The organism is Streptomyces sp. 147326, from assembly GCF_045000215.1.
In the GTDB taxonomy this organism is placed as follows: Bacteria; Actinomycetota; Actinomycetes; order Streptomycetales; family Streptomycetaceae; genus Streptomyces.
The window spans coordinates 8,213,100-8,232,259 of record NZ_CP134201.1; the positions used below are offsets into that span (position 1 = coordinate 8,213,100).

Sequence of the window (19,160 nt, forward strand, 5' to 3'; positions counted from 1 at the left end):
CGATGGAGGGAGAGTCCGAACCGCGCAGGGGGGTGGAGACCGCCATGAGCACGCACAAGCTGGGACCCGACATCACCGTTCTCGCGGATTGCCTGGAGGTTCCGGGCATCGGCTTCCTTCCCGTCAACGCCTTCGTCCTGCACTCCGAGCAGCCGGTGGTCGTCGACACCGGCCTCGGACTGCCCGACCGGGACTTCGTCGACACCCTCGGTTCGGTGCTCGATCCCGCCGACGTGCGGTGGATCTGGCTGACCCACCCCGACCGCGACCACACGGGCGGCCTCTTCGCACTGCTCGAAGCCGCTCCCCGGGCGCGGGTGGTCACCACGTTCCTGGCCGCCGGGATCATGTCCACCGAGCGGCCGCTGCCGCTGGACCGGCTGTACTTCCTCAATCCGGGCCAGACCCTGGACGTGGGCGACCGGACGCTGCACGCGTTCCGGCCGCCGCTGTTCGACAACCCGGCCACCGTGGGCTTCTACGAGGACCGTTCGCGGACCTGCTTCAGTTCCGACTGCTTCGGCGGTCCGATGCCGTCCGCGGACGTCGCGTTGAGCACCGACGTCGGGGCGCTGCCGGCCGAGGACCTGAGGGCGTCCCAGCGGCTCTGGGCGAGCGTGGACAGCCCCTGGGTCCAAGTGGTGGATCCGGACCGGTTCCTGTCCACCGTGGAGCCGCTGCGGGCGATGGACCCGCAGACCGTCCTGTGCACGCACCTGCCGCCGGCGGTGGGCCAGATCGCGCAGTTCATCGACACCCTCGCCGCGCTGCCCGGCCTCGATCCGTTCTCGGGGCCGGACCAGGCCGCGCTCGAGGAGATGCTCGCGAACTTCGAGCCTGGAGGGGCTGTATAGCCTTTGAATTGCAGGGAGATAGACGGTTACACCCCGCTGAACATCAGCTGAACATCTGTTAGTGTGCCCGCGCTTGGTGTTCATCCATCGATCCGTCCTCCCCTCGCACGCCTCGCGTCCGAGGATGCTGCGAGGTGTCGCGTCCGTGCACAGCACTCCGTTCTCCCCGACCGAGGCCTGGTCCGCACGAGCCCGCATGGGCCTGTCCCCGACCCAGGTGGCCCACTTCATGGCGACCTGCGGCACGCCCGTCCACCCCCAGCTGGTCCTGGCCTGGGAGCAGGGCTTCGAGGTCCCGACCGACCGGCAGCTCTTCGCCCTGGCCGACGTCCTGTGGTGCGACGCGACGACGCTGATGGGCATCGAACCGCGCACCCTGGCCGAGCACCGGCTGGCCCGCCGGCTCACCGTGGAGCGGCTGGCGTACCGCATAGGCATGGACCCGACCGAATACCGCGAGGCCGAAGCGGCACAGCACTGGCGAGGCGACGCCTGGCAGACCAGGGCGCTCGTGGACGCCCTGGGCCTGTCCTTGCGCAAGCTCATCGGGATCATGGGCCGGGTGGACGAGCTGGCGGAGCTCCTGAAGGCAGCCGTCGCCGGGCGGTGGAAGACGCACGTGGGACCGGTGGCGGAGATCGTCGTGGTGGACGCGACCAGCGTGGGGGACGCACTGCGCACGATGCACCAGGAGTTCTCGCGGTTCTCGGAGCGGTACATGGGACACCTCGTCGCACGGAACGACGACGTCCGGCTCAAGGAGATCGCGGCGGAGCGCGCCGCCTACCTGCGCCGACTCGTCGACCACTTCTGGGAGTTGATCGGCGAGGAGGGCGAGGCGTCGCCGTTCCCGCTGGGCGGGCGCTGACGGGCGACGACGGGCCGGGAAGGGCGCCCGCCCCTCCCGGCCCCGCGCGCCCGTCTCAGCGGGCGGGGTGGACCCCGAACTGCGGCCGCGCCGGGTCCTCTTCCCCGATGTCGTCCCAGTCGATCTCCGTCGTGGTGCGGCGCGTGAAGACGTTGAAGAGCAGGTTCAGCGTGATGGCCGTGAGGGCGCCCAGCGTGATCCCGCTGTCGAGAACCGCCCGGAGGCCGTCCGGCATCCGGTCGAAGAACGGGGCGACCGTGGTCGGCATCAGGGCGGCGCCGAGACTGACCGCCAGGATCAGCGTGTTGCGCTCCTCGCGCAGATCGGCCTTCCCCAGGACCTGTACGCCCACCGCGGCGACGAGGCCGAACATGGAGATCGCCGCTCCGCCCAGCACCGGGTGGGGGATCGAGGCGACGAGGCTGCCCGCCTTCGGCAGCAGCCCCAGTACGACCATGAACACGCCGGCCGCGACGACCACGTACCGGCTCATCACCTTGGACATGCGCACGAGCCCGATGTTCTCGGCGAACGCCACGTACGGGAACGAGTTGAGGACGCCGCCGAGGACCGTCGCCGCGCCGTCGGCGCGCAGCGCCCGGGCGACCGTGTCGGCGTCGACCTTCTTGCGGGTGATCTCGCCGATCGCGTAGACGTCCCCGGTGGTCTCCACCATGGTGATCAGCATGACGACGAGCATGGCGGCGATCGGGAGCGGCTCGAACCGCGGCACGCCGTAGTGGAAGGGCGTGGTGACCCCGAACCAGTCGGTCTGCCCCACCACCGTGAAATCGGCGTCGCCGAGGAGCCAGGCGACCGCCGTGCCGGCGCCGAGCCCGAGCAGGACGGCCAGGCTGCTCAGGAACGGCCTGCCGATCCTGACCATGGTCAGGATGAAGAGCAGGGTCCCCAGCGCGTAGGCGAGGTTCTTCGGATCCCCGTACGCGGGGGTGCCGATGAGGTGCGCACCGCCGGCCGCGTCCTGCAGGGCCACCGGGATCAGTGTGATGCCGATGATCGTGAGGATGGTGCCGATGACGACCGGCGGGAAGTACTTCACGAGCTTGCTGAAGAGCGGGGCGAAGAGGAAGGTCGCCATGCCCGCCGTGATCACCGCCCCGTAGACGACGAGGAGACCGGCGGTACCGCCGCCCGCACCGGTGCCTATGGCGATCATCGGCGAGACCGCGGTGAAGGTGACGCCCTGGACCAGCGGCAGCCGGGCGCCGACCCTCCAGACGCCGAGGGCCTGGATGATCGAGGCCACGCCGCAGGTCAGGAGGTCCGCGTTGATGAGGTGGACGAGCTCCTGGCGGGAGAGTCCCAGCGCGTTCCCGAGCAGGACCGGAACGATGACCGCCGCCGCGTAGAACGCGAGGACGTGCTGGAAGCCGTACAGGGCGAGCCGGGGGATCGGGAGCAGCTCGTCGACCGGGTGCGCGTGCGGGCGCGGTCGACGGGAGGACTGGCGGGGCATTCGTGCCATCTCTGCCTTGCCTTCGCGAGGTAGGTGAATGAGAAGACCGCCGCCCTCCAGCCCTGGGTGACAGGACGAGGGCAGGCCGGCTCGTACCGAGCCGACGCCGGGCGGTGTTGCCGACAGCACGTCGCTCTGCACTTCGTATTCATGTCCCGGGTGGCGGAACGTCCTTCGATCGGCACATCGGATCCATGTTTGATCTTGAGATCCGAAGGGGGGATCGACCGAGGGCGCTCACCATAGCCAAAGGCGGTGTTTCCTCGCGAGTAACCTCGCGCCGCCCGGCGTCAGCGGCACAGTCACGCCGCGCCACAGGGGGACCAGTCCGGGCGCCGAGGGCGGGGCGTGCACGTACAACCTCGGTGCGCGGAGCGCCCGGTGCGCCCCGGTCGACCGTCCGTCCGCGACCGGCGTCCCCGTCATCGCGGTGGCCCTGCGCAACCCTAACGACGTCGTCCGTCTTTCCGACGTGACGGCGAGCCTGGCCACTTACTCGTGGACCGACCCCGAACTCCGGGCCGCAGCCCGGGTTCTCGCCGGCGCGGCCGCCGCCCGAGGACGCCTCCCGAATGGCCGTCCCACCGCTCTTCCCGCTCGGCCACGGCATCCAAAACCCATCCGTACTTGTGGGTACTGGGGCCGAATGGCGCCGGATTTGATAGTTCTGGACTGGTCCGGTGTGAGAAAGCTGCGGGAAGGACACGGCATGTTCGATCTACTGCGCCCGGAGACCGTCGTGTGTCCCTTCTGCAAGGCCACCGCCGCCGACGGCGCGGTGCGGACCCTGCGGACCGGAGCCTGTTCGCTCTCGGTGACCTGGCACGCCACCAACTGCCCGCACTTCGCGGCCGACCGGATCCTCGCCGAGAAGGAGACCTGAGCACGGGCGGACGTCAGGCCGCCGCGCCGCTCGGCTCCTCCTCCCGGGCCGCCCGGCGGCGCAGCGCGTCCTCGTCGGTGCCGGCGTCGTAGGAGATCAGCTTCGGCAGCAGCGCGGCCAGCACCGCCACCGAGACCACGCAGGCCAGACCGCCGCTCCAGAAGGCCGAGCGGGTACCGGTCCATCCGGCCATCGTGCCCGCCCGGACCTGGCCCAGCTGCGGGCCCACGCTGTACGAGAGCACCTCGATGCCCGCGAGCCGGCCCCGCAGCTCCTCGGGGATCGTCTGGTTCCAGATGGTGGCGCGCCCCAGCCCGCTCAGCATGTCGCCGGCGCCCGCCACCGCCCGGACGCCTCCGTACCCGTCCGCCCGGACGCCTCCCCACCGCCTCGGACGGGCGAATCCGGGACCCGGCGCGTGGCATCGGCGGGCCGCGGTGGCACTGATGGACCATGCCGCCGGTGTCACCCTTCCTGCGTACGGCCGCGTCGTACGCCTGGCGCCTGCTGGTCGTCGGCGCCGCCGTCTACGCGGTCTTCGCCGTGCTGGGCCGGTTCCACGAGATCGCCGTGGCCCTCTTCCTCGGCCTCGTCGTCGCGGCGCTGCTGTGGTCGCCCACCCGGCGCCTCGCGCACGCCGTGCCCCGCACGCTCGCCGTCGCCGTGTCCCTCGTCGGCAGCACGCTGCTGCTGCTGGGCGTGCTGACGCTGGTCGGCGAGGCGGTGGCGGGGGAGAGCACGACCTTGGCCCGGGAGTTCCGCCAGGGACTCGCCAGCATCGAGGCGTGGCTGGAGCGGCCCCCCTTCCGGCTGAACCCGCGCGCGCTCTCCGACGTCCAGGCCCGGATCGGCGCGTACCTCTCCAGCCACCGCTCCACGGTGCTCAGCCAGGCGGTCAGCGGAGCCGGGCGCCTGGTCCACGTCCTGACCGTCCTCGCCCTCGGCGTCTTCTGCTCGGTCTTCTTCCTGCACGGCGGCGACCGGCAGTGGTCGTGGTTCTGCGCGCAGCTGCCCGAGCCGGCCCGCGACCGGGTGGCGATCGCCGGACGGGCGGCCTGGCGCACCTTCACCGGCTACACCCACGGCATCCTGCTGGTCGCGGCGACGAACGCCGTCCTCGTCGGGGTGGCGCTGTACTTCCTCGGGGTCCCGCTGGCCGTTCCGCTGGCGGTGCTGGAGTTCTTCGCGGCCTTCATCCCCCTCATCGGATCGCCGGTCGCGCTGACGGTCGCCGCCGTCGTCGCGCTGGCCGCGAAGGGGCCGCTCGTCGCGGGAATCGTGGTGGCACTGATCGTGGTCATCGGCCAGATCGAGGGCCATCTGCTGCACCCGCTGGTGATGAGCCGGGCGGTGCGGCTGCACCCGCTGGTCGTGGCGATCTCGGTGGTCGCGGGGGCCATCGCGGCCGGAGTGGTCGGCGCGGTGGTCGCGGTCCCGCTGGTCTCGGTGGTCTGGTCGGTGCACTCGGCCCTGCGCGCCGCCCGTCTTCCTGCACAATCGCCTGATGAGCGATGAAGACCCCTACCTCTGGTTGGAAGACGTATCCGGCGAGGCCGCCCTCGACTGGGTCCGGGAGCGCAACGCCGAGACCCTGGAGGCGCTGACCGGCGCCCCCGGGTTCAAGGTGCTCGAGCAGGAGATGCGCGAGGTGCTGGACGACGACGGCCGGATCCCGTACGTCGTCCGCCGGGGCCGCCACCTCTACAACTTCTGGCAGGACGCCGACCACGTACGCGGGCTGTGGCGGCGGACCACGCTCGAGGAGTACCGCACGGAGCGGCCGGCCTGGGAGGTGGTACTGGACCTGGACGCACTGGCCGAGGCGGAACAGGAGAAGTGGGCCTGGGCGGGCAGCAGCGTCCTGGCCCCCGGACACCGGCACGCCCTGGTCATGCTGTCGCGGGACGGCGCCGACGCCTGCGTCGTGCGCGAGTTCGACCTGGAGACCCTGGAGTTCGTCGCGGACGGGTTCACGGTCGGGGAGGCCAAGACCCGGACCGGATGGATCGACCACGACCGGATCTGGATCGGGACCGACTTCGGCCCCGGCTCGATGTCCGCGTCCGGCTACCCGCTCCAGGTGCGCCGCTGGCGGCGCGGCACCCCCCTCGAGGACGCGGAGCTGATCTACGAGGGCCTGGCCACGGACCTGTCCGCCAGTGGATGGCACGACGACACCCCCGGCTTCGAACGGGACTTCGTCCACCGGCAGATCGACTTCTGGAACAAGGAACTCTTCCTCCTCCCGGAGGACCCCGCCGCCCCGCCGGTGAAGATCGAAGTACCGGACGACGCGGACGCCTCCGTCCACCGGCAGTGGCTGACCGTCACCACCAAGGCGCCGTGGCTCGGCCACCCCGCGGGCAGCCTGCTCGCCTTCGACTTCGACGCCTTCCGGGCGGGGGAGCGGGAGGCCGAGGTGCTGTTCACCCCGGACGAGCGGACCGCGCTCGCCGGATACAGCTGGACCCGCAACCACCTCATCCTCAGCACCCGCGCCGACGTCTCCTCCCGGATGGAGCTCCTCACCCCGGAACCCGGCGGCTGGCGGCGCGCACCCCTGCCGGGCGTACCTCCGCTGTCCACCGCCTCGGTCACCTGCACCGACCCGGACGTGAGCGACGAGTACTTCCACCACGTCTCCGGCTTCCTCCAGCCGTCCACCCTCTACCGGGGGACGGCCGGCGGCGACGGCGAGAGCGTCAAGCAGGGCCCGGCCCTCTTCGACACCGCCGGCCTCGCCGTGAGCCAGTACTTCGCGACCTCCGCGGACGGCACGCGGGTCCCGTACTTCGTCGTCGGACCCGAGGACCGCCCCGGCCCGGGCCCCACCCTGCTCTACGGGTACGGCGGCTTCGAGATCTCCATGGTCCCGCACTACAGCGCGCTCACCGGACGGGCCTGGCTCGCGCGGGGCGGCACCTACGTCGTCGCGGGCATCCGGGGCGGGCACGAGTACGGGCCGGACTGGCACCGGGCGGCCCTCGGCGCGAACCGGGTCAGGGCGTACGAGGACTTCGCCGCCGTCGCCCGGGACCTCACCGCCCGGGGCATCACCACCCCGGCCCAGCTGGGCATCGAGGGCGGCAGCAACGGCGGACTGCTGATGGGCGCGATGCTCACCCGGGACCCGGAACTGTTCGGCGCGGTCGTCGCCCACGTGCCGCTGCTGGACATGCTCCGCTTCCACAAGCTGCTCGCCGGCGCCAGCTGGATCGCCGAGTACGGGGATCCCGACAGCCCGGCCGACCGGCCCCACCTGGAGCGGATCTCCCCGTACCACCAGGTCCGGGCGGACGGGCCCGCGTACCCGCCGCTGCTCCTGCTCACCTCGACCCGCGACGACCGCGTCCACCCGGGCCACGCCCGCAAGATGGCGGCCCGGCTGCGCGAGTCCGGGCATCCGGTCCTCTTCCACGAGCACCTCGGCGGGGGCCACGCGGGCGCCACCGACCACCGGCAGACCGCCTTCAACGAGGCCCTCGTCCACACCTTCCTGTGGGAGCGGCTGACCCCGTCGAAGTGATCCGGGGCCGGGACCGGGCCGGAAACGACGTACGGCGCCCCGGAGCGGGACCACTGGGGTCCGCTCCCGGGGCGCCGTGCCGGCGGTCGGCCACAGGTCCTGCCGGCGGGCCGGGCGTCAGTTCTTGGCGTAGAAGGCGAACGTGTCGACGAGCAGGTCCGTGGGCTGGTAGCTCATGTTCCAGAAGTCGATCACGTTGTTGACGCCGGAGCTCGCCTGGACCAGGTTCGGGACGGTCTTGCGGTAGGTCCAGTTGAGGTTGGAGGAGTTCGGCGGCGTCGGCCAGGTCTCCCAGCCACCCTCGTAGGCGGCCCACGAGTTGGGGTCCGGGGAGACCGTCAGGAAGCCGGTGCCCTCGGGGTTGGTGACGGTGGCGTTGGTGACGAGCGCGGTGACGTTCGTGTCTCCGCCCGCGACCCGGCCGTAGATGTAGGAGCGGCCCTCGAGCGGGCTGCCCCACTCGCGGGTGTCGAACCAGCGGCTCGGGGCGGTGCGGATCAGCGCGCTCTCGCTTTCGGGGCTGTAGTAGCCCACGACGTCGACGATCACGTGGGTCCCGGCTCCGGCACCGTTGCGGATGCTGATCTTGCCGTCGGGGCCGATCGGGACGATGACCGAGTTGGCGATGGTCTGGCCCTGGCTGAAGTTCAGGTTCGACGAGGTCGGGGCCGCGCCGCCGGGGTAGACGGTCAGGTGACCTTCCATGTTCGGCTCGTGGACGGTCACGTTGAGCGCGACGGCCTTGGCGCTCGCGGGGACGCCCCCACGGCCGTGCACCTGGGTGCTGAAGTTGCCGTAGCCGGCGACCTTGCCCTGGCCGGTGCCGAGGCCCTCGCGGGTGTCGACGATGCGGCTCGGGTTGAGCGAGGTGTAGCCGCTGGCGGCGGACTTGGAGAAGTAGCCGGTGACGTCGGCGATGAGGTCGAGCTCGCCCGCGCCGTGGTTGTAGATGTCCACGTAGCCGTTCTGGCCGACCGACGCGATCACCATGTTCGGGACGGTCTGCCCCGGGGTGTAGTTGACGTTCGACGTGGTCGGCACCTCGCCGCCCTCGGCGTACACGCGGACGTGTCCGTCCTTCGAGGGGTTGGTGACGGTGACGTTCAGGGCCACTGCGGTCACACCGGCCGGGATCTGCGCGGCGCCGGCGACCTTGATGCGGGCGGTCCCGAAGGCGGGCACCTTCTTCGCGGCCGCACCGATGCCCGCACGGGTGTCCAGCAGACGGGTCGGAGCGTGCGGGGTGAACTCGTTGCCCGCGGTCTGCACGACGACCTGGTTGGTGCCGCGGAGCGTGGTGCCCTCGAGCAGGCTGACCTTGACGGTGTAGACACCCGCCTTGGCGTAGGTGTGGTCGAGGGTCTGGGCGGTCGGGTAGGCCGGCGTCGACGACGTCGTGCCGTCGCCCCACTCGATGAGCGAGGTGATCGATTCGTTCGGGTCGGTGGTGAACGTCAGAGCCAGCTGGATCGCGTGTGCGCTGATGGTCTCGGCCTGAAGATCGACCGTCGGCTCCACGGCGGCGGCACCCGCGGCCTGCTTGCTGCCCTTGGCGGCCGGGTGGACCGTCTTGGAAGCAGGGCTGGAGGCGGTCCCCTCCTTGTACGCCTTGGCCGCGATCTTGCTCAGATCGAGGTCGGGAACGGACACCCCCCGGTGGTCCGTCCCCTTGGCTCCGTCCTGGCCCGTCGCGTTGGCGACACCCGGGACGAGTCCGACACCGGCCGCGACGATTGCGGCGGTGGAAAGCATGAGTCGGCGATTACGCACCGGCCCCCCCATTTTAGTTTTTGAACGTGATCAGGTTTGATGCCCGCTCAGAGTACATACGTGCGATGTTTCTGGCGAGGGCTTATCCCCGGTGAGGTGATCAAGGTGGCCGGCCCGCGCCGTCCGGCGGCTTGGGCCGCCTTCGCCCCGAACGGGTTCGCCCGTGGGGCCGTCTCCAACGGCATCCCTGAGCCCGGCAGGCTGACCGTGACCGGCGGCGCCATCACGCACAACACCTCCGACGCCCCGCACGGCTTCGCCCAGGGCGGGGGCATCGCGAACAACGCCCTGATGACGGTGGCCAAGGTGGAGATCAGCGGCAACCGGGCGGTGGCCCAGGACGGCAACGCACGCGGCGGCGGGGTCCGCGTCGGCCCCTTCGGCACGCTGGACCTGACCGACAGCCGCATCACCGACAACACCGTCGCCGCGCCGAACGGTACGGCTCAGGGCGCAGGCCTCGACAACCCCGAGGGCGGTGCCCTGACGGCCAGGCGCAACAAGGTACTGCGGAACACCGCCACCGCGAAGGGCGGCACCGCCCAGGGCGGCGGCCTCTACACCGCCGGGGGGTCCGCCGGGCAGGGCACCACCACGCTGGAGCAGAACGCCGTCACCCACAACCGGGCGGGCGACGGCGGCGGCATCTTCAAGGCGTCCGGAACCCTCGCCCTGAACGGCGACGTCGTCCGCCACGACCGGCCGAACAACTGCAGCCCGGCCGGCGCCGTCCCGGGCTGCACCGGCTGACCGCGCCCACGCCGCCCGGCAGGTTCTATGTCGCGCGGAGTTCCTCCACGCGCCTCTCGATCGCGGTGATCAGCGCCTCCACCCTGGCGAGGAAGATCTGCTCGTCCGTCACCTCGGCGAGCTGCGTGCTCAGTCGGGTGATGTTCGGGAATCCCTCCGCGTCGACCAGGCGGTACTCGCGGCTCCAGGAGGACTCGTCGGCCGCCCGGATGTCCGGGTCGAACAGCAGGTACGCGGCGCGCTGGCCGACGTACGCGAGGAGCGAGTCGCCGACCATGCGGTAGTGGACGGCCGCCTCGGCGCCGTCGAGCCCGGCCTCCATGACGGCGCCGAGGATGAGCTCGACCACCCGGAACTCGTTGGGCCGCCGGGTGGTCCGGCTGGCCATGGTCGATCCGACCACCGGGTACTTCAGCGCCACCTCCAGTGAGCCGTCGGCGAGCGCCCGCAGCCGGCCCTTCCAGTCGAGGCCCTCGGGGATGCTGTCGAGCACCTCGCCGAGCGTGCGGTCGGCGACGGACAGCAGCAGCTCGTCCTTGTCGCGGAAGTGCCGGTAGATCGCGGTCGGGTCGGCGCCGAGCTCCTCGCCGAGGCGCCGGACGGTGAACGCGTCCTCACTGCCGCGGGCCGCGATGCGCAGGCTCGCTTCGATGATCGCGTCGGGTGTGAGCTGGCTGCCCGCGCGCTTGGACCGGGCGGGTGTGTCGGATGACTTCGGCATGGTGGGGCCAGTGTAACGATGTGGAACAGAGGCTGCGCAACACCGTTGACAACAATGTTGCGCTCCCGTTCACTCCTCCTCAACAAACAAGCCGTGCGGGTCTGCCCGCCGAGCCGGAGGATGCGTCGATGTCCAACAACAGGCAGCGGGCCGACACCGTATTCGTGGGCGGGAAGGTCTTCACCGCGACCGGGCCGGCCCCGGTCGACGCCGCGGTCGCCATCGGGGGCGGACGGATCCTCGCCGTCGCCGACGAAGCCGCCGTGCGCTCCCTCGCGGACGCGGACACCGAGGTCGTCGACCTCGCGGGCGGACTGCTCGTGCCGGGGTTCCAGGACGCCCACGTCCACCCGGCGGTGGCCGGCGTCCAGATGCTCAGCTGCGACCTCGGCGAGGAGCGGTCCATCGACGGCTACCTGGCCGTGGTGGCCGCGTACGCCGAGGAGCACCCCGAAGCGGCCTGGATTCGCGGCGGCGGCTGGTCCATGGACGTCTTCCCCGGGGGCACGCCGACGCGTGCCCTGCTCGACGCCGTCGTGCCGGACCGGCCCGTCATGCTCACCAACCGGGACGGCCACGGCGCCTGGGTCAACACCCGCGCACTCGAACTCTCGGGCGTCGACCGCACCACCCCCGACCCGGTGGACGGCCGGATCGAGCGGGACTCCGACGGAAACCCGGCCGGCACGCTCCAGGAGGGCGCCATGGACCTGGTGGCCCGCCACGTGCCCATCGCCACGCCCGACGAGGCGCACGCCGGCCTCCTCGCCGCGCAGGAGCACCTCTTCTCCCTCGGCGTGACCAGCTGGCAGGACGCCATGATCGGCGCCTTCCCCGGCAACCCCGACAACTACGGGGTCTACCTGCGGGCGGCGCGCGAGGGCTCCCTGCGCGCACGCGTCGTCGGCGCCCTGTGGTGGGACCGCGAACGCGGTCTGGAGCAGATACCCGAACTGGAGGAGCGCCGCCGCACCGGACAGGTCGGCCGCTTCAACGCCACCAGCATCAAGATCATGCAGGACGGCATCGCCGAGAACTTCACGGCCGGTCTGCTGGAGCCCTACCTCGACGGCTGCGGCTGCGCCACCGCGAACTCAGGGCTGAGCTTCGTCGAACCGGAACTGCTCACCGAGGCGGTCTCCCGGCTCGACCGCTCCGGCTTCCAGGTCCACTTCCACGCACTCGGGGACCGCGCCGTGCGCGAGGTGCTCGACGCACTCGCCGCGGCCCGGGCGGCCAACGGCGCCAACGACAACCGCCACCACCTCGCCCACCTGCAGATCGTCCACCCCGACGACATCGGCCGCTTCGCCGGCCTGGGAGCGGCCGCGAACATCCAGGCCCTGTGGGCCGCGCACGAGCCGCAGATGGACGAGCTGACGATCCCCTTCCTGGGACCCGAACGGGCCGCCCTCCAGTACCCCTTCGGGGACCTGCAGCGGGCCGGCGCCCGCCTCGTCGCCGGCAGCGACTGGTCGGTGAGCAGCCCCAACCCGCTGTGGGGCATCCACGTCGCCGTCAACCGCGCCGTCCCCGACGAGGCCCCCAACGCGTCCGGGACCTTCGAACCCCTGGCTCCCTTCTTCCCGGAGCAGGCACTGACCCTCTCCCAGGCACTGACCGCCTACACCGCGGGCAGCGCCTGGGTGAACCACCTCGACGAGGTCACCGGCACCGTCGAGGTGGGCAAGTACGCGGACCTCGTCGTCCTCGACCGGGATCCCTTCGCCCACCCCAGCGAGGAGATCGCCGAGACCCGGGTGCTCCGGACCTACCTCGACGGCGAACTCGTCTTCGCCGCGAGGGACTGAGCACCGCATCCCCCGCACACCGCGCACACCGCGCACACCTGCCCACGGAGCAGCCGCGCAGCCGCGCAGCCGCGCACCGACACACCGATCACTGACTGCCGGCGGACCGGGCAGTCACCGGCCGGGCCGCCACCGGCCGAGCAGCACGCACCCCACCACGCTCACCCCTCAGGGAGCCAGACGATGTCATCAGCCACATCGGGATCGCCGCACCACCGACGCAGCCGGATCCGCCACGCCCTGTCGGCAGCCCTCGCGGCCGCCGCGGTCCTCGTCACCACCGCGTGCAGCGGCACCACGGGCGGACAGCAGGACGGAGCCACCGCCTTCGAGATCACCGACGCGACGCCGGCCGCAGCCGGCACCGTGGACTCCTTCACCTGGTCGATCTTCGCGGAGCCGACCACCATCGACTACGCCTACTCGTTCGACTACCCGCCCAACCAGGTCCTCGCCAACGTCTGCGAGAGCCTGCTCCGCTGGAACCCCGATCTGACGACCTCGCCGAACCTCGCGTCCTCGTACACCAACCCCACGCCCACCACCTGGGTCTACCAGATCCGCCCCGGCGTGCGGTTCCACGACGGGACCACGCTCACCGCCGACGACGTCGTGGCCTCGCTGCGCCGCAACCTCGACCCGGAGACGGCCAGCGTGTGGGCCTACCCCTTCCGGAACGTGAAGTCGGTCGACCGCACCGGGCCGATGGAGGTCACCGTCACCCTGGCGCAGCCCGACTCCACCTTCAACAAGTACCTCGCCGCCAGCCCGGGCACGGTGGAGTCCGCCGCCACCCTCGCCAAGTCCGGCAAGAACTACGGCAATCCGCAGACCGGCGTGAACTGCACCGGCCCGTTCTCCTTCGCCTCCTGGACCTCCGGCCAGTCCCTCACGCTCAAGCGCTTCGACGACTACTGGAACCCCGCCCTCAAGGCCAAGTCCGGCGAGGTGAAGTTCGTCTTCCTGGCCGACGCGACGACCCGCGTCAACGCCTTCCAGAGCGGCGAGGTCGACGGCGGCTGGATGGTTCCGCCGAACGCCTACTCCCAACTGCGCGACACCCAGGCCGGAACCCTCTACTTCGGCCGCAACACCACGGTTGCCGACGAGGTGGTGAGCAACCTCAAGGGCCCGCTCGGCGACGCCCGGGTGCGCCAGGCCCTGCTGATGGCCATCGACCGCGAGGGCATCGTCAAGGCCGGCGCCGGCGGAGTCGGCCAGGTCGCCGACTCGCTCGTCACCGACAACCTCTGGAACGAGGCGTCCGCCGCGACCCGTGACGCGATCCTCAAGGAACTCCCCAAGTACCCGTACGACCCGGCCAAGGCCAAGGCGCTCGCCGCCGAGGCCGGAGTGAACGGCCAGAAGGTCGTGATCGCGACCAGCCCGCTGGACTCCCAGACGACCATCATCACGCAGGCCGTCGCCCAGGCCGCCACGGCCATCGGACTGAAACCGCAGATCGACTCCGTCTCCGCGGAGAAGTACACGACGCTCTTCACCGACCCGGCCGCGCGCGAGGGCATCGACCTCTTCCTCACCTTCTGGTACACGTCCATCACCGACCCGCTGGACATGTACGGCTCCCTGCAGACCGGCGCCTTCAGCAACTACGGCAACTGGTCCGACCCCGCCTTCGACAAGGCCGTCGACAAGGCGATCGAGAGCTACGACCCCGTCGAGCACACGGCCGCCAACGCCGAGGCCCAGCGGATCGCGATGCGCGAACTGCCCTGGCTGCCCCTCTACACCCAGCCCGTGAGCGTGTTCCTCGGCAAGCGGATCACCGGCGTCCAGCCGTCCATCGCCTACCTCTACTACCCGTGGGCGGCCGAGATAGGGGCGAAGGGATGACGGTCGCGGTGGCACGGGCCGGACGGGTGCTGCGCAAGCTGGCCGGCATGGCGGCGACCCTGCTCGTCACCTCCTTCCTCGTCTTCTCCTCGCTGTTCCTGGCGCCGGGGGACCCCGCCTCCTTCCTCGTGAAGGGGCGCAGCCCCAGCCCGCAGGAACTCGCCGAGATCCGCCGCCAGTACGGCTTCGACGAGCCGTTCCTGGTCCGGTACTGGAACTGGCTGGAGGGCGTCCTGCACGGGGACTTCGGCCGCTCCTACCTCTTCCACCAGGACGTCTCCTCGGTCATCTGGTCGCGGCTGCCCGCGTCCATGCTGCTGATCGGCGTATCGGCCCTGATGATCGCGGTGGTGGGCATCGGATCCGGCATCGTGGGCGCGCTGCGCCGGGGCACGCGGACCGACCGCACCCTGATGCTCCTGGTGACCGTGGGCGCCGCCGCGCCCGCCTTCGTCGCCGCGCTCCTGCTCCGATCGGTCCTGGGCGTTCAGCTGGGCTGGTTCCCGACGATCGGGAACGGCACCGGCGTCCTGGACCGCCTGCACCACGTGGTGCTCCCGGCCGCGGCCCTGTCCGTGACCTTCGTGGCGCTGGTGACCCGCGTGACCCGCTCGGCGATGCTCGACGAGCTGCGCCGCGAGCACGTGGAGGTGGCCCTCAGCCGGGGGACACCACGCCGGACCGTCGTCCGGCGGCACGTCCTGCGCAACGCGCTGGGACCGATCGTGACCGTCTCCGCGCTCCTGGTCTCGGGGATGCTGGTCAGCACCGCGATCGTGGAGACCGCGTTCGGGATGTCCGGAGTGGGTTCCCTGCTGGTGCAGTCGGTGGACCAGCTGGACTTCCAGGTGGTCCAGGCGATCGTCCTGCTGGTGGTGGCCGCCTTCGTCGTGGTCAACGCCCTGGTCGACCTGGTGCACCCGCTGATCGATCCGCGCATGGCCGCGGCGGGGAGCGCCCGATGACCGTACACACCGCACCAACGGACCTCCCGGGCGAGGGCCGCCGCCGGCTGACCCGGATCCGGGCCCTCGGCGGCAGCCGGCTCCAGCAGGGCTGCCTGCTCCTCCTCGTCCTGTTCGTCCTGGCGGCGCTGCTGGCGCCGTGGCTCGCCCCCCAGGACCCGACCTTCGGCCGGCTCGGCGACACCCTCCTGGGCCCGAGCGCCGACCACTGGCTGGGCACCGACCAGGGCGGCCACGACACCTTCTCGGCGCTGATCGCCGGTACCCGGACCAGCCTCGCCGGACCCCTCGCCGTGGTGCTGTTCTCCACCCTCCTGGGCACGGCGGTCGGCCTGTTCACCGCCTGGCGCGGCGGATGGATCGACACCGTGACCGGCCGGGTGCTCGACGTCGTCTTCGCCTTCCCCGCGCTGCTCCTGGCGATCCTCGCGGTGGCCCTCTTCGGCAAGGGGATGACGGCGCCGGTCCTCGCCATGGCGGTCGCCTACATGCCGTACACCGCCCGGCTCGTCCGCGGCCTCGCCGTCCAGGAGAAGGCCCGCCCCTACATCGCCGCCTACCAGGTCCAGGGCCACTCCGCCCTGTTCGTGACGGTCCGCAGGATGCTGCCCAACATCGCCCCGACCCTGCTCGCCCAGTCGACGGTGAACTTCGGGTACGCCCTGCTCGACCTCGCCGCCCTCTCCTTCCTGGGGCTCGGCGTACAGCCGCCGACCCCCGACTGGGGCGCCATGATCAACCAGGGTCAGGCCGCCGTGCTGCAGGGGCAGCCGCTCTCCGCGATCGCGCCGGCCGTGGCGGTCGTCCTGGTGGTCGTCGCCTTCAACGTCGTCGGGGAGAACCTCGGCGACCGGCTCGCGGGGAGGGACTCCTGATGACACTGCTCGCCTACGAAGACCTCAGCGTCTCGTTGCCCGCCATGGCCCGCCCGATCCTGGACGGCGTCACCCTGCGGGTCTCCGCGGGAGAAGTCGTCGCGCTGGTCGGCGAATCCGGCTCGGGGAAATCCGTCACCGCCCGCGCCGCCCTCGGCCTGTTCCCGGCGGGAGCCGAAGTCGGCGGCCGGGTGCGCGTCGACGGGACCGACCTGGTCGGCGCCGACGCCGCGAGCCTGCGCCACGTACGGACCGACAGGGCGGCGATGATCTACCAGGATCCGCGGGCCGCCGTCAACCCGGTCCGCCGCGTCGGAGACTTCCTCACCGAGCCGCTGCGCCTGGTCCACGGCTGGTCCAGGGCCCAAGCCGACGCCCGGGCGGCCGAACTCCTCGGCGCGGTGGGCCTGCCCGACCCCGCCCGGCACCTGAACCAGTACCCGCACGAGCTCTCCGGCGGAATGCTCCAGCGCGTCGTGATCGCCGCCGCCCTCACGGCGGAACCGAGGCTGCTGCTGTGCGACGAGCCGACCACCGCACTCGACGTCAGCACCCAGGCCGAGATCCTCGCCGTCCTGGGACGGCTCCAGCGCGAACGCGGCCTCGGCCTCCTCCTGATCACGCACGACATCGAGCTCGCCGCCGCGGTCAGCGACCGGATCTACGTGATGTACGCGGGCCGGATCGTCGAGACCGCGCCCGTGGGGGAACTCTTCACCTCGCCCCGCCACCCCTACACCGCCGGCCTGCTCGGTTCCGCCCCGCCGCTCGACGGCCCGCCCGTCCGCCTCACCCCCATCCCCGGCGCCCCGATGGGCCTGCTGGAGTCCGCTCCCGGCTGCGCCTTCGCGCCCCGGTGCCGCTTCGCCGAACCCGGCCGCTGCGACCAGTCCCCGCCCCTGCTGCAACGGCACGGCCCGGCCGAGGTCGCGTGCCACCGCACCGCCGAACTGGCCGCGGCGCCCGCGCCTTCCCTCGCATCCCGCACGGAGGACCGTTGACCACCGACCCCACCCCCGCCCTCCTCCAGGTGAGCGGCCTGCGCAAGACCTACCGGAGCGGCGCCGCCGTGGTCGTCGCGGTCGACGACCTGTCCTTCACCCTCAGGGCGGGCGGGGCCCTCGGCATCGTCGGCGAGTCCGGTTCCGGGAAGACCACCACGGCCCGGATGCTGATCGGCCTCGAACGCCCCGACGCGGGCCGGATCCTCGTCCAGGGCGAGCCGCTGGCCGCGTCCGTACGGGGGAGGGCGGCGCGGCTGGCCCGTGCCAAGGCCGTCCAGATCGTCTTCCAGGACCCGTACCTCTCCCTGGACGCCCGGATCAGCATCGGCGCGACGATCGACGGCGTGCTCCGGCTGCACGGAACCCGCGACCGCGCGGCGCGGGCCGGCCGGGTCCGGGAGCTGCTGGCCCAGGTCGGCCTCGGCGACCGCGAGGCGGCCGCCCTGCCCCGCCGCCTCTCGGGCGGGCAGCGCCAACGCGCCGCGATCGCCCGGGCGCTGGCGGTCGAACCCGCCGTCCTGGTGCTCGACGAGGCGGTGTCGGCCCTGGACGTCTCCGTACAGGCGCAGGTGCTCAACCTGCTGGCGGACATCCGGCGCGACACCGGCATCGGGCTGGTCTTCGTCAGCCACGACCTGGCGGTCGTCCGCTACGTGTGCGACGAGGCCCTCGTCATGTACCGGGGCCGGACCATGGAGCACCGACCGGTCTCCGAGCTGCTCACCTCGCCCCGGGACCCCTACACCCGGCTGTTGCTGGCGTCGGTACCCCGGCCGGGCTGGGACCCCGACTCGATCAGCCGTCGCCGGCGCGGGCTGGACCCGTTCACGAGCGGAGTCCACCGGCCGGCGGCGGCGACGTAAGGGGCGGCCGGGGAATCCGTACGGGGGATTTCCGGCGCCGGTCGTCGCCGGGCGCCGGGTTGTGCCCCACCATCGGCGGATCGACCCCGGCCCGGGAGGACCCCATGAGCACCCCGTACGCGTCCGCCGCTCCGTACTACGCCCGCTACCGGCCCCCGTACCCGGCGGAGTTCTACGAGCTGCTCGCGGACCGGTTCGCGCTCGACGGCTCGCAGACCGTACTGGACCTCGGCGCCGGGCCGGGCCCCATCACCCTGGCCCTGGCTCCGCTGGCCGATCAGGTCTACGCCGTCGACCCGGAGCCGGCCATGCTCGCCGAGGGGTCCCGGCTCGCCGAGGAGCGGGGCCTGACGAACACCTCCTGGCTGGCGGGCGACGCCGCCGGCATCGGCCGGCTCTGCCTGCCCCGGATCGACCTGTGCGTCATCGGCCGGGCCTTCCACCTGATGGACCGGTCCCGGGTGGCGGCCGAACTGGACGGCGTCCTCGCGCCCCGGGGCGGGATCGTCCTCGTCGACTCCGTGGCCGGGCCGGACGTCCCGCACCCGCCCTGGGCGGCGGTCGCCGAGGAGGTGTGCGCACGGTTCCTCGGACCCGGCCACGGCCGGGCGGCCGACTGGGACGACGTGGACCGTTCGGGCGAGGCGGAGGGCTCGGAGGACCGTCTCGCCAAGTCGCCGTTCTCCCGCGTCGAGACCATCACGTGGGACCAGCGCCTGCGCCACACCGCGGACCAGGTGGCCGGCCTCCTGCTCTCCCGCCCCTCCTCCGCCCCGGCCCTGTTCGGCGACCGCAGGGCCGCCTTCGAGTCCGAGCTGCGGCAGGCCCTGCTGGACCACGACCCCGGCGGCACCTACGCCCGCACCGTCCGCGTCCGGGCCGCCATCGCGACGAGGCCCCGGCCGTGACCGCGGCCGCTGCGACGACCCGAGCGGGAGG

The 19,160-nt window shown here is 72.0% G+C and carries 16 protein-coding genes and 1 pseudogene; 13 read left to right on the forward strand and 4 right to left on the reverse strand.

Going from position 1 to position 19,160, the window contains the following annotated elements; genetic code table 11:
• Nucleotides 1–44 precede the first annotated feature (44 nt).
• Together RIU97_RS37810 and RIU97_RS37815 are read left to right on the forward strand one after the other, a co-directional pair.
• Nucleotides 45–854: an MBL fold metallo-hydrolase gene (locus tag RIU97_RS37810; RefSeq protein ID WP_404961984.1), complete on the forward strand. Its 810-nt coding sequence runs from the start codon at nt 45–47 to the stop codon at nt 852–854.
• 145 nt (nt 855–999) lie between these two features.
• A complete protein-coding gene (locus tag RIU97_RS37815; protein ID WP_404961985.1) occupies nt 1,000–1,722 on the forward strand; it encodes a transcriptional regulator in 723 nt (240 codons plus the stop codon).
• Between the two features lie 55 nt (nt 1,723–1,777).
• Here the strand turns inward: RIU97_RS37815 and RIU97_RS37820 are convergent, their stop codons facing one another.
• Nucleotides 1,778–3,208, reverse strand: coding sequence for a nucleobase:cation symporter-2 family protein (locus RIU97_RS37820; RefSeq protein WP_404961986.1), 1,431 nt, complete (start codon nt 3,206–3,208; stop codon nt 1,778–1,780).
• 700 nt (nt 3,209–3,908) lie between these two features.
• On the opposite strand from RIU97_RS37820, the gene RIU97_RS37825 reads away from it, so the two are divergent.
• Nucleotides 3,909–4,082, forward strand: a complete 174-nt coding sequence (locus RIU97_RS37825) for a hypothetical protein (RefSeq protein ID WP_404961987.1) — start codon at nt 3,909–3,911, stop codon at nt 4,080–4,082.
• 13 nt (nt 4,083–4,095) lie between these two features.
• Here the strand turns inward: RIU97_RS37825 and RIU97_RS37830 are convergent.
• Nucleotides 4,096–4,428: pseudogene (locus RIU97_RS37830) on the reverse strand (MFS transporter); the annotation flags it as partial.
• 107 nt (nt 4,429–4,535) lie between these two features.
• On the opposite strand from RIU97_RS37830, the gene RIU97_RS37835 reads away from it, so the two are divergent.
• Entirely contained in the window at nt 4,536–5,597 is a 1,062-nt protein-coding gene (locus RIU97_RS37835; RefSeq protein ID WP_404961988.1) for an AI-2E family transporter, read from the forward strand.
• Nucleotides 5,587–7,608: a prolyl oligopeptidase family protein gene (locus RIU97_RS37840; protein ID WP_404961989.1), complete on the forward strand. Its 2,022-nt coding sequence runs from the start codon at nt 5,587–5,589 to the stop codon at nt 7,606–7,608. Before RIU97_RS37835 ends, RIU97_RS37840 begins: the two co-directional genes overlap by 11 nt.
• A gap of 117 nt (nt 7,609–7,725) precedes the next feature.
• On the opposite strand, the gene RIU97_RS37845 is transcribed toward RIU97_RS37840, so the two are convergent.
• Nucleotides 7,726–9,360, reverse strand: coding sequence for a hypothetical protein (locus RIU97_RS37845; RefSeq protein WP_404961990.1), 1,635 nt, complete (start codon nt 9,358–9,360; stop codon nt 7,726–7,728).
• Nucleotides 9,361–9,474: 114 nt separating this feature from the next.
• On the opposite strand from RIU97_RS37845, the gene RIU97_RS37850 reads away from it, so the two are divergent.
• Nucleotides 9,475–10,128 carry a hypothetical protein gene (locus RIU97_RS37850; RefSeq protein ID WP_404961991.1) on the forward strand — a complete coding sequence of 218 codons (654 nt, stop codon included), beginning with the start codon at nt 9,475–9,477 and terminating at the stop codon, nt 10,126–10,128.
• Between the two features lie 25 nt (nt 10,129–10,153).
• On the opposite strand, the gene RIU97_RS37855 is transcribed toward RIU97_RS37850, so the two are convergent.
• On the reverse strand, nt 10,154–10,849 hold the full coding sequence (locus RIU97_RS37855) for a TetR/AcrR family transcriptional regulator (protein ID WP_404961992.1): 696 nt from the start codon (nt 10,847–10,849) through the stop codon (nt 10,154–10,156).
• A 128-nt stretch (nt 10,850–10,977) separates the two neighbouring features.
• On the opposite strand from RIU97_RS37855, the gene RIU97_RS37860 reads away from it, so the two are divergent.
• From RIU97_RS37860 to RIU97_RS37890, 7 genes are all read left to right on the forward strand, one after another.
• On the forward strand, nt 10,978–12,660 hold the full coding sequence (locus RIU97_RS37860) for an amidohydrolase (RefSeq protein WP_404961993.1): 1,683 nt from the start codon (nt 10,978–10,980) through the stop codon (nt 12,658–12,660).
• Between the two features lie 183 nt (nt 12,661–12,843).
• Complete coding sequence (locus RIU97_RS37865) at nt 12,844–14,514, forward strand: ABC transporter substrate-binding protein (RefSeq protein ID WP_404961994.1); 1,671 nt, start codon at nt 12,844–12,846, stop codon at nt 14,512–14,514.
• Nucleotides 14,511–15,479 (forward strand): ABC transporter permease, encoded by a 969-nt coding sequence (locus RIU97_RS37870; protein ID WP_404961995.1) that lies wholly within the window; start codon nt 14,511–14,513, stop codon nt 15,477–15,479. Before RIU97_RS37865 ends, RIU97_RS37870 begins: the two co-directional genes overlap by 4 nt.
• Nucleotides 15,476–16,354 carry an ABC transporter permease gene (locus RIU97_RS37875; RefSeq protein WP_404961996.1) on the forward strand — a complete coding sequence of 293 codons (879 nt, stop codon included), beginning with the start codon at nt 15,476–15,478 and terminating at the stop codon, nt 16,352–16,354. Before RIU97_RS37870 ends, RIU97_RS37875 begins: the two co-directional genes overlap by 4 nt.
• Nucleotides 16,354–17,355: an ABC transporter ATP-binding protein gene (locus tag RIU97_RS37880; protein WP_404961997.1), complete on the forward strand. Its 1,002-nt coding sequence runs from the start codon at nt 16,354–16,356 to the stop codon at nt 17,353–17,355. The genes RIU97_RS37875 and RIU97_RS37880 overlap by 1 nt, the downstream gene beginning before the upstream one ends.
• On the forward strand, nt 17,352–18,221 hold the full coding sequence (locus RIU97_RS37885) for an ATP-binding cassette domain-containing protein (protein ID WP_404961998.1): 870 nt from the start codon (nt 17,352–17,354) through the stop codon (nt 18,219–18,221). The genes RIU97_RS37880 and RIU97_RS37885 overlap by 4 nt, the downstream gene beginning before the upstream one ends.
• 104 nt (nt 18,222–18,325) lie before the next feature.
• The gene (locus tag RIU97_RS37890; protein ID WP_404961999.1) at nt 18,326–19,129 is read left to right on the forward strand and encodes a class I SAM-dependent methyltransferase; all 804 of its coding nucleotides are present in this window, start codon (nt 18,326–18,328) and stop codon (nt 19,127–19,129) included.
• Nucleotides 19,130–19,160: the final 31 nt, after the last annotated feature.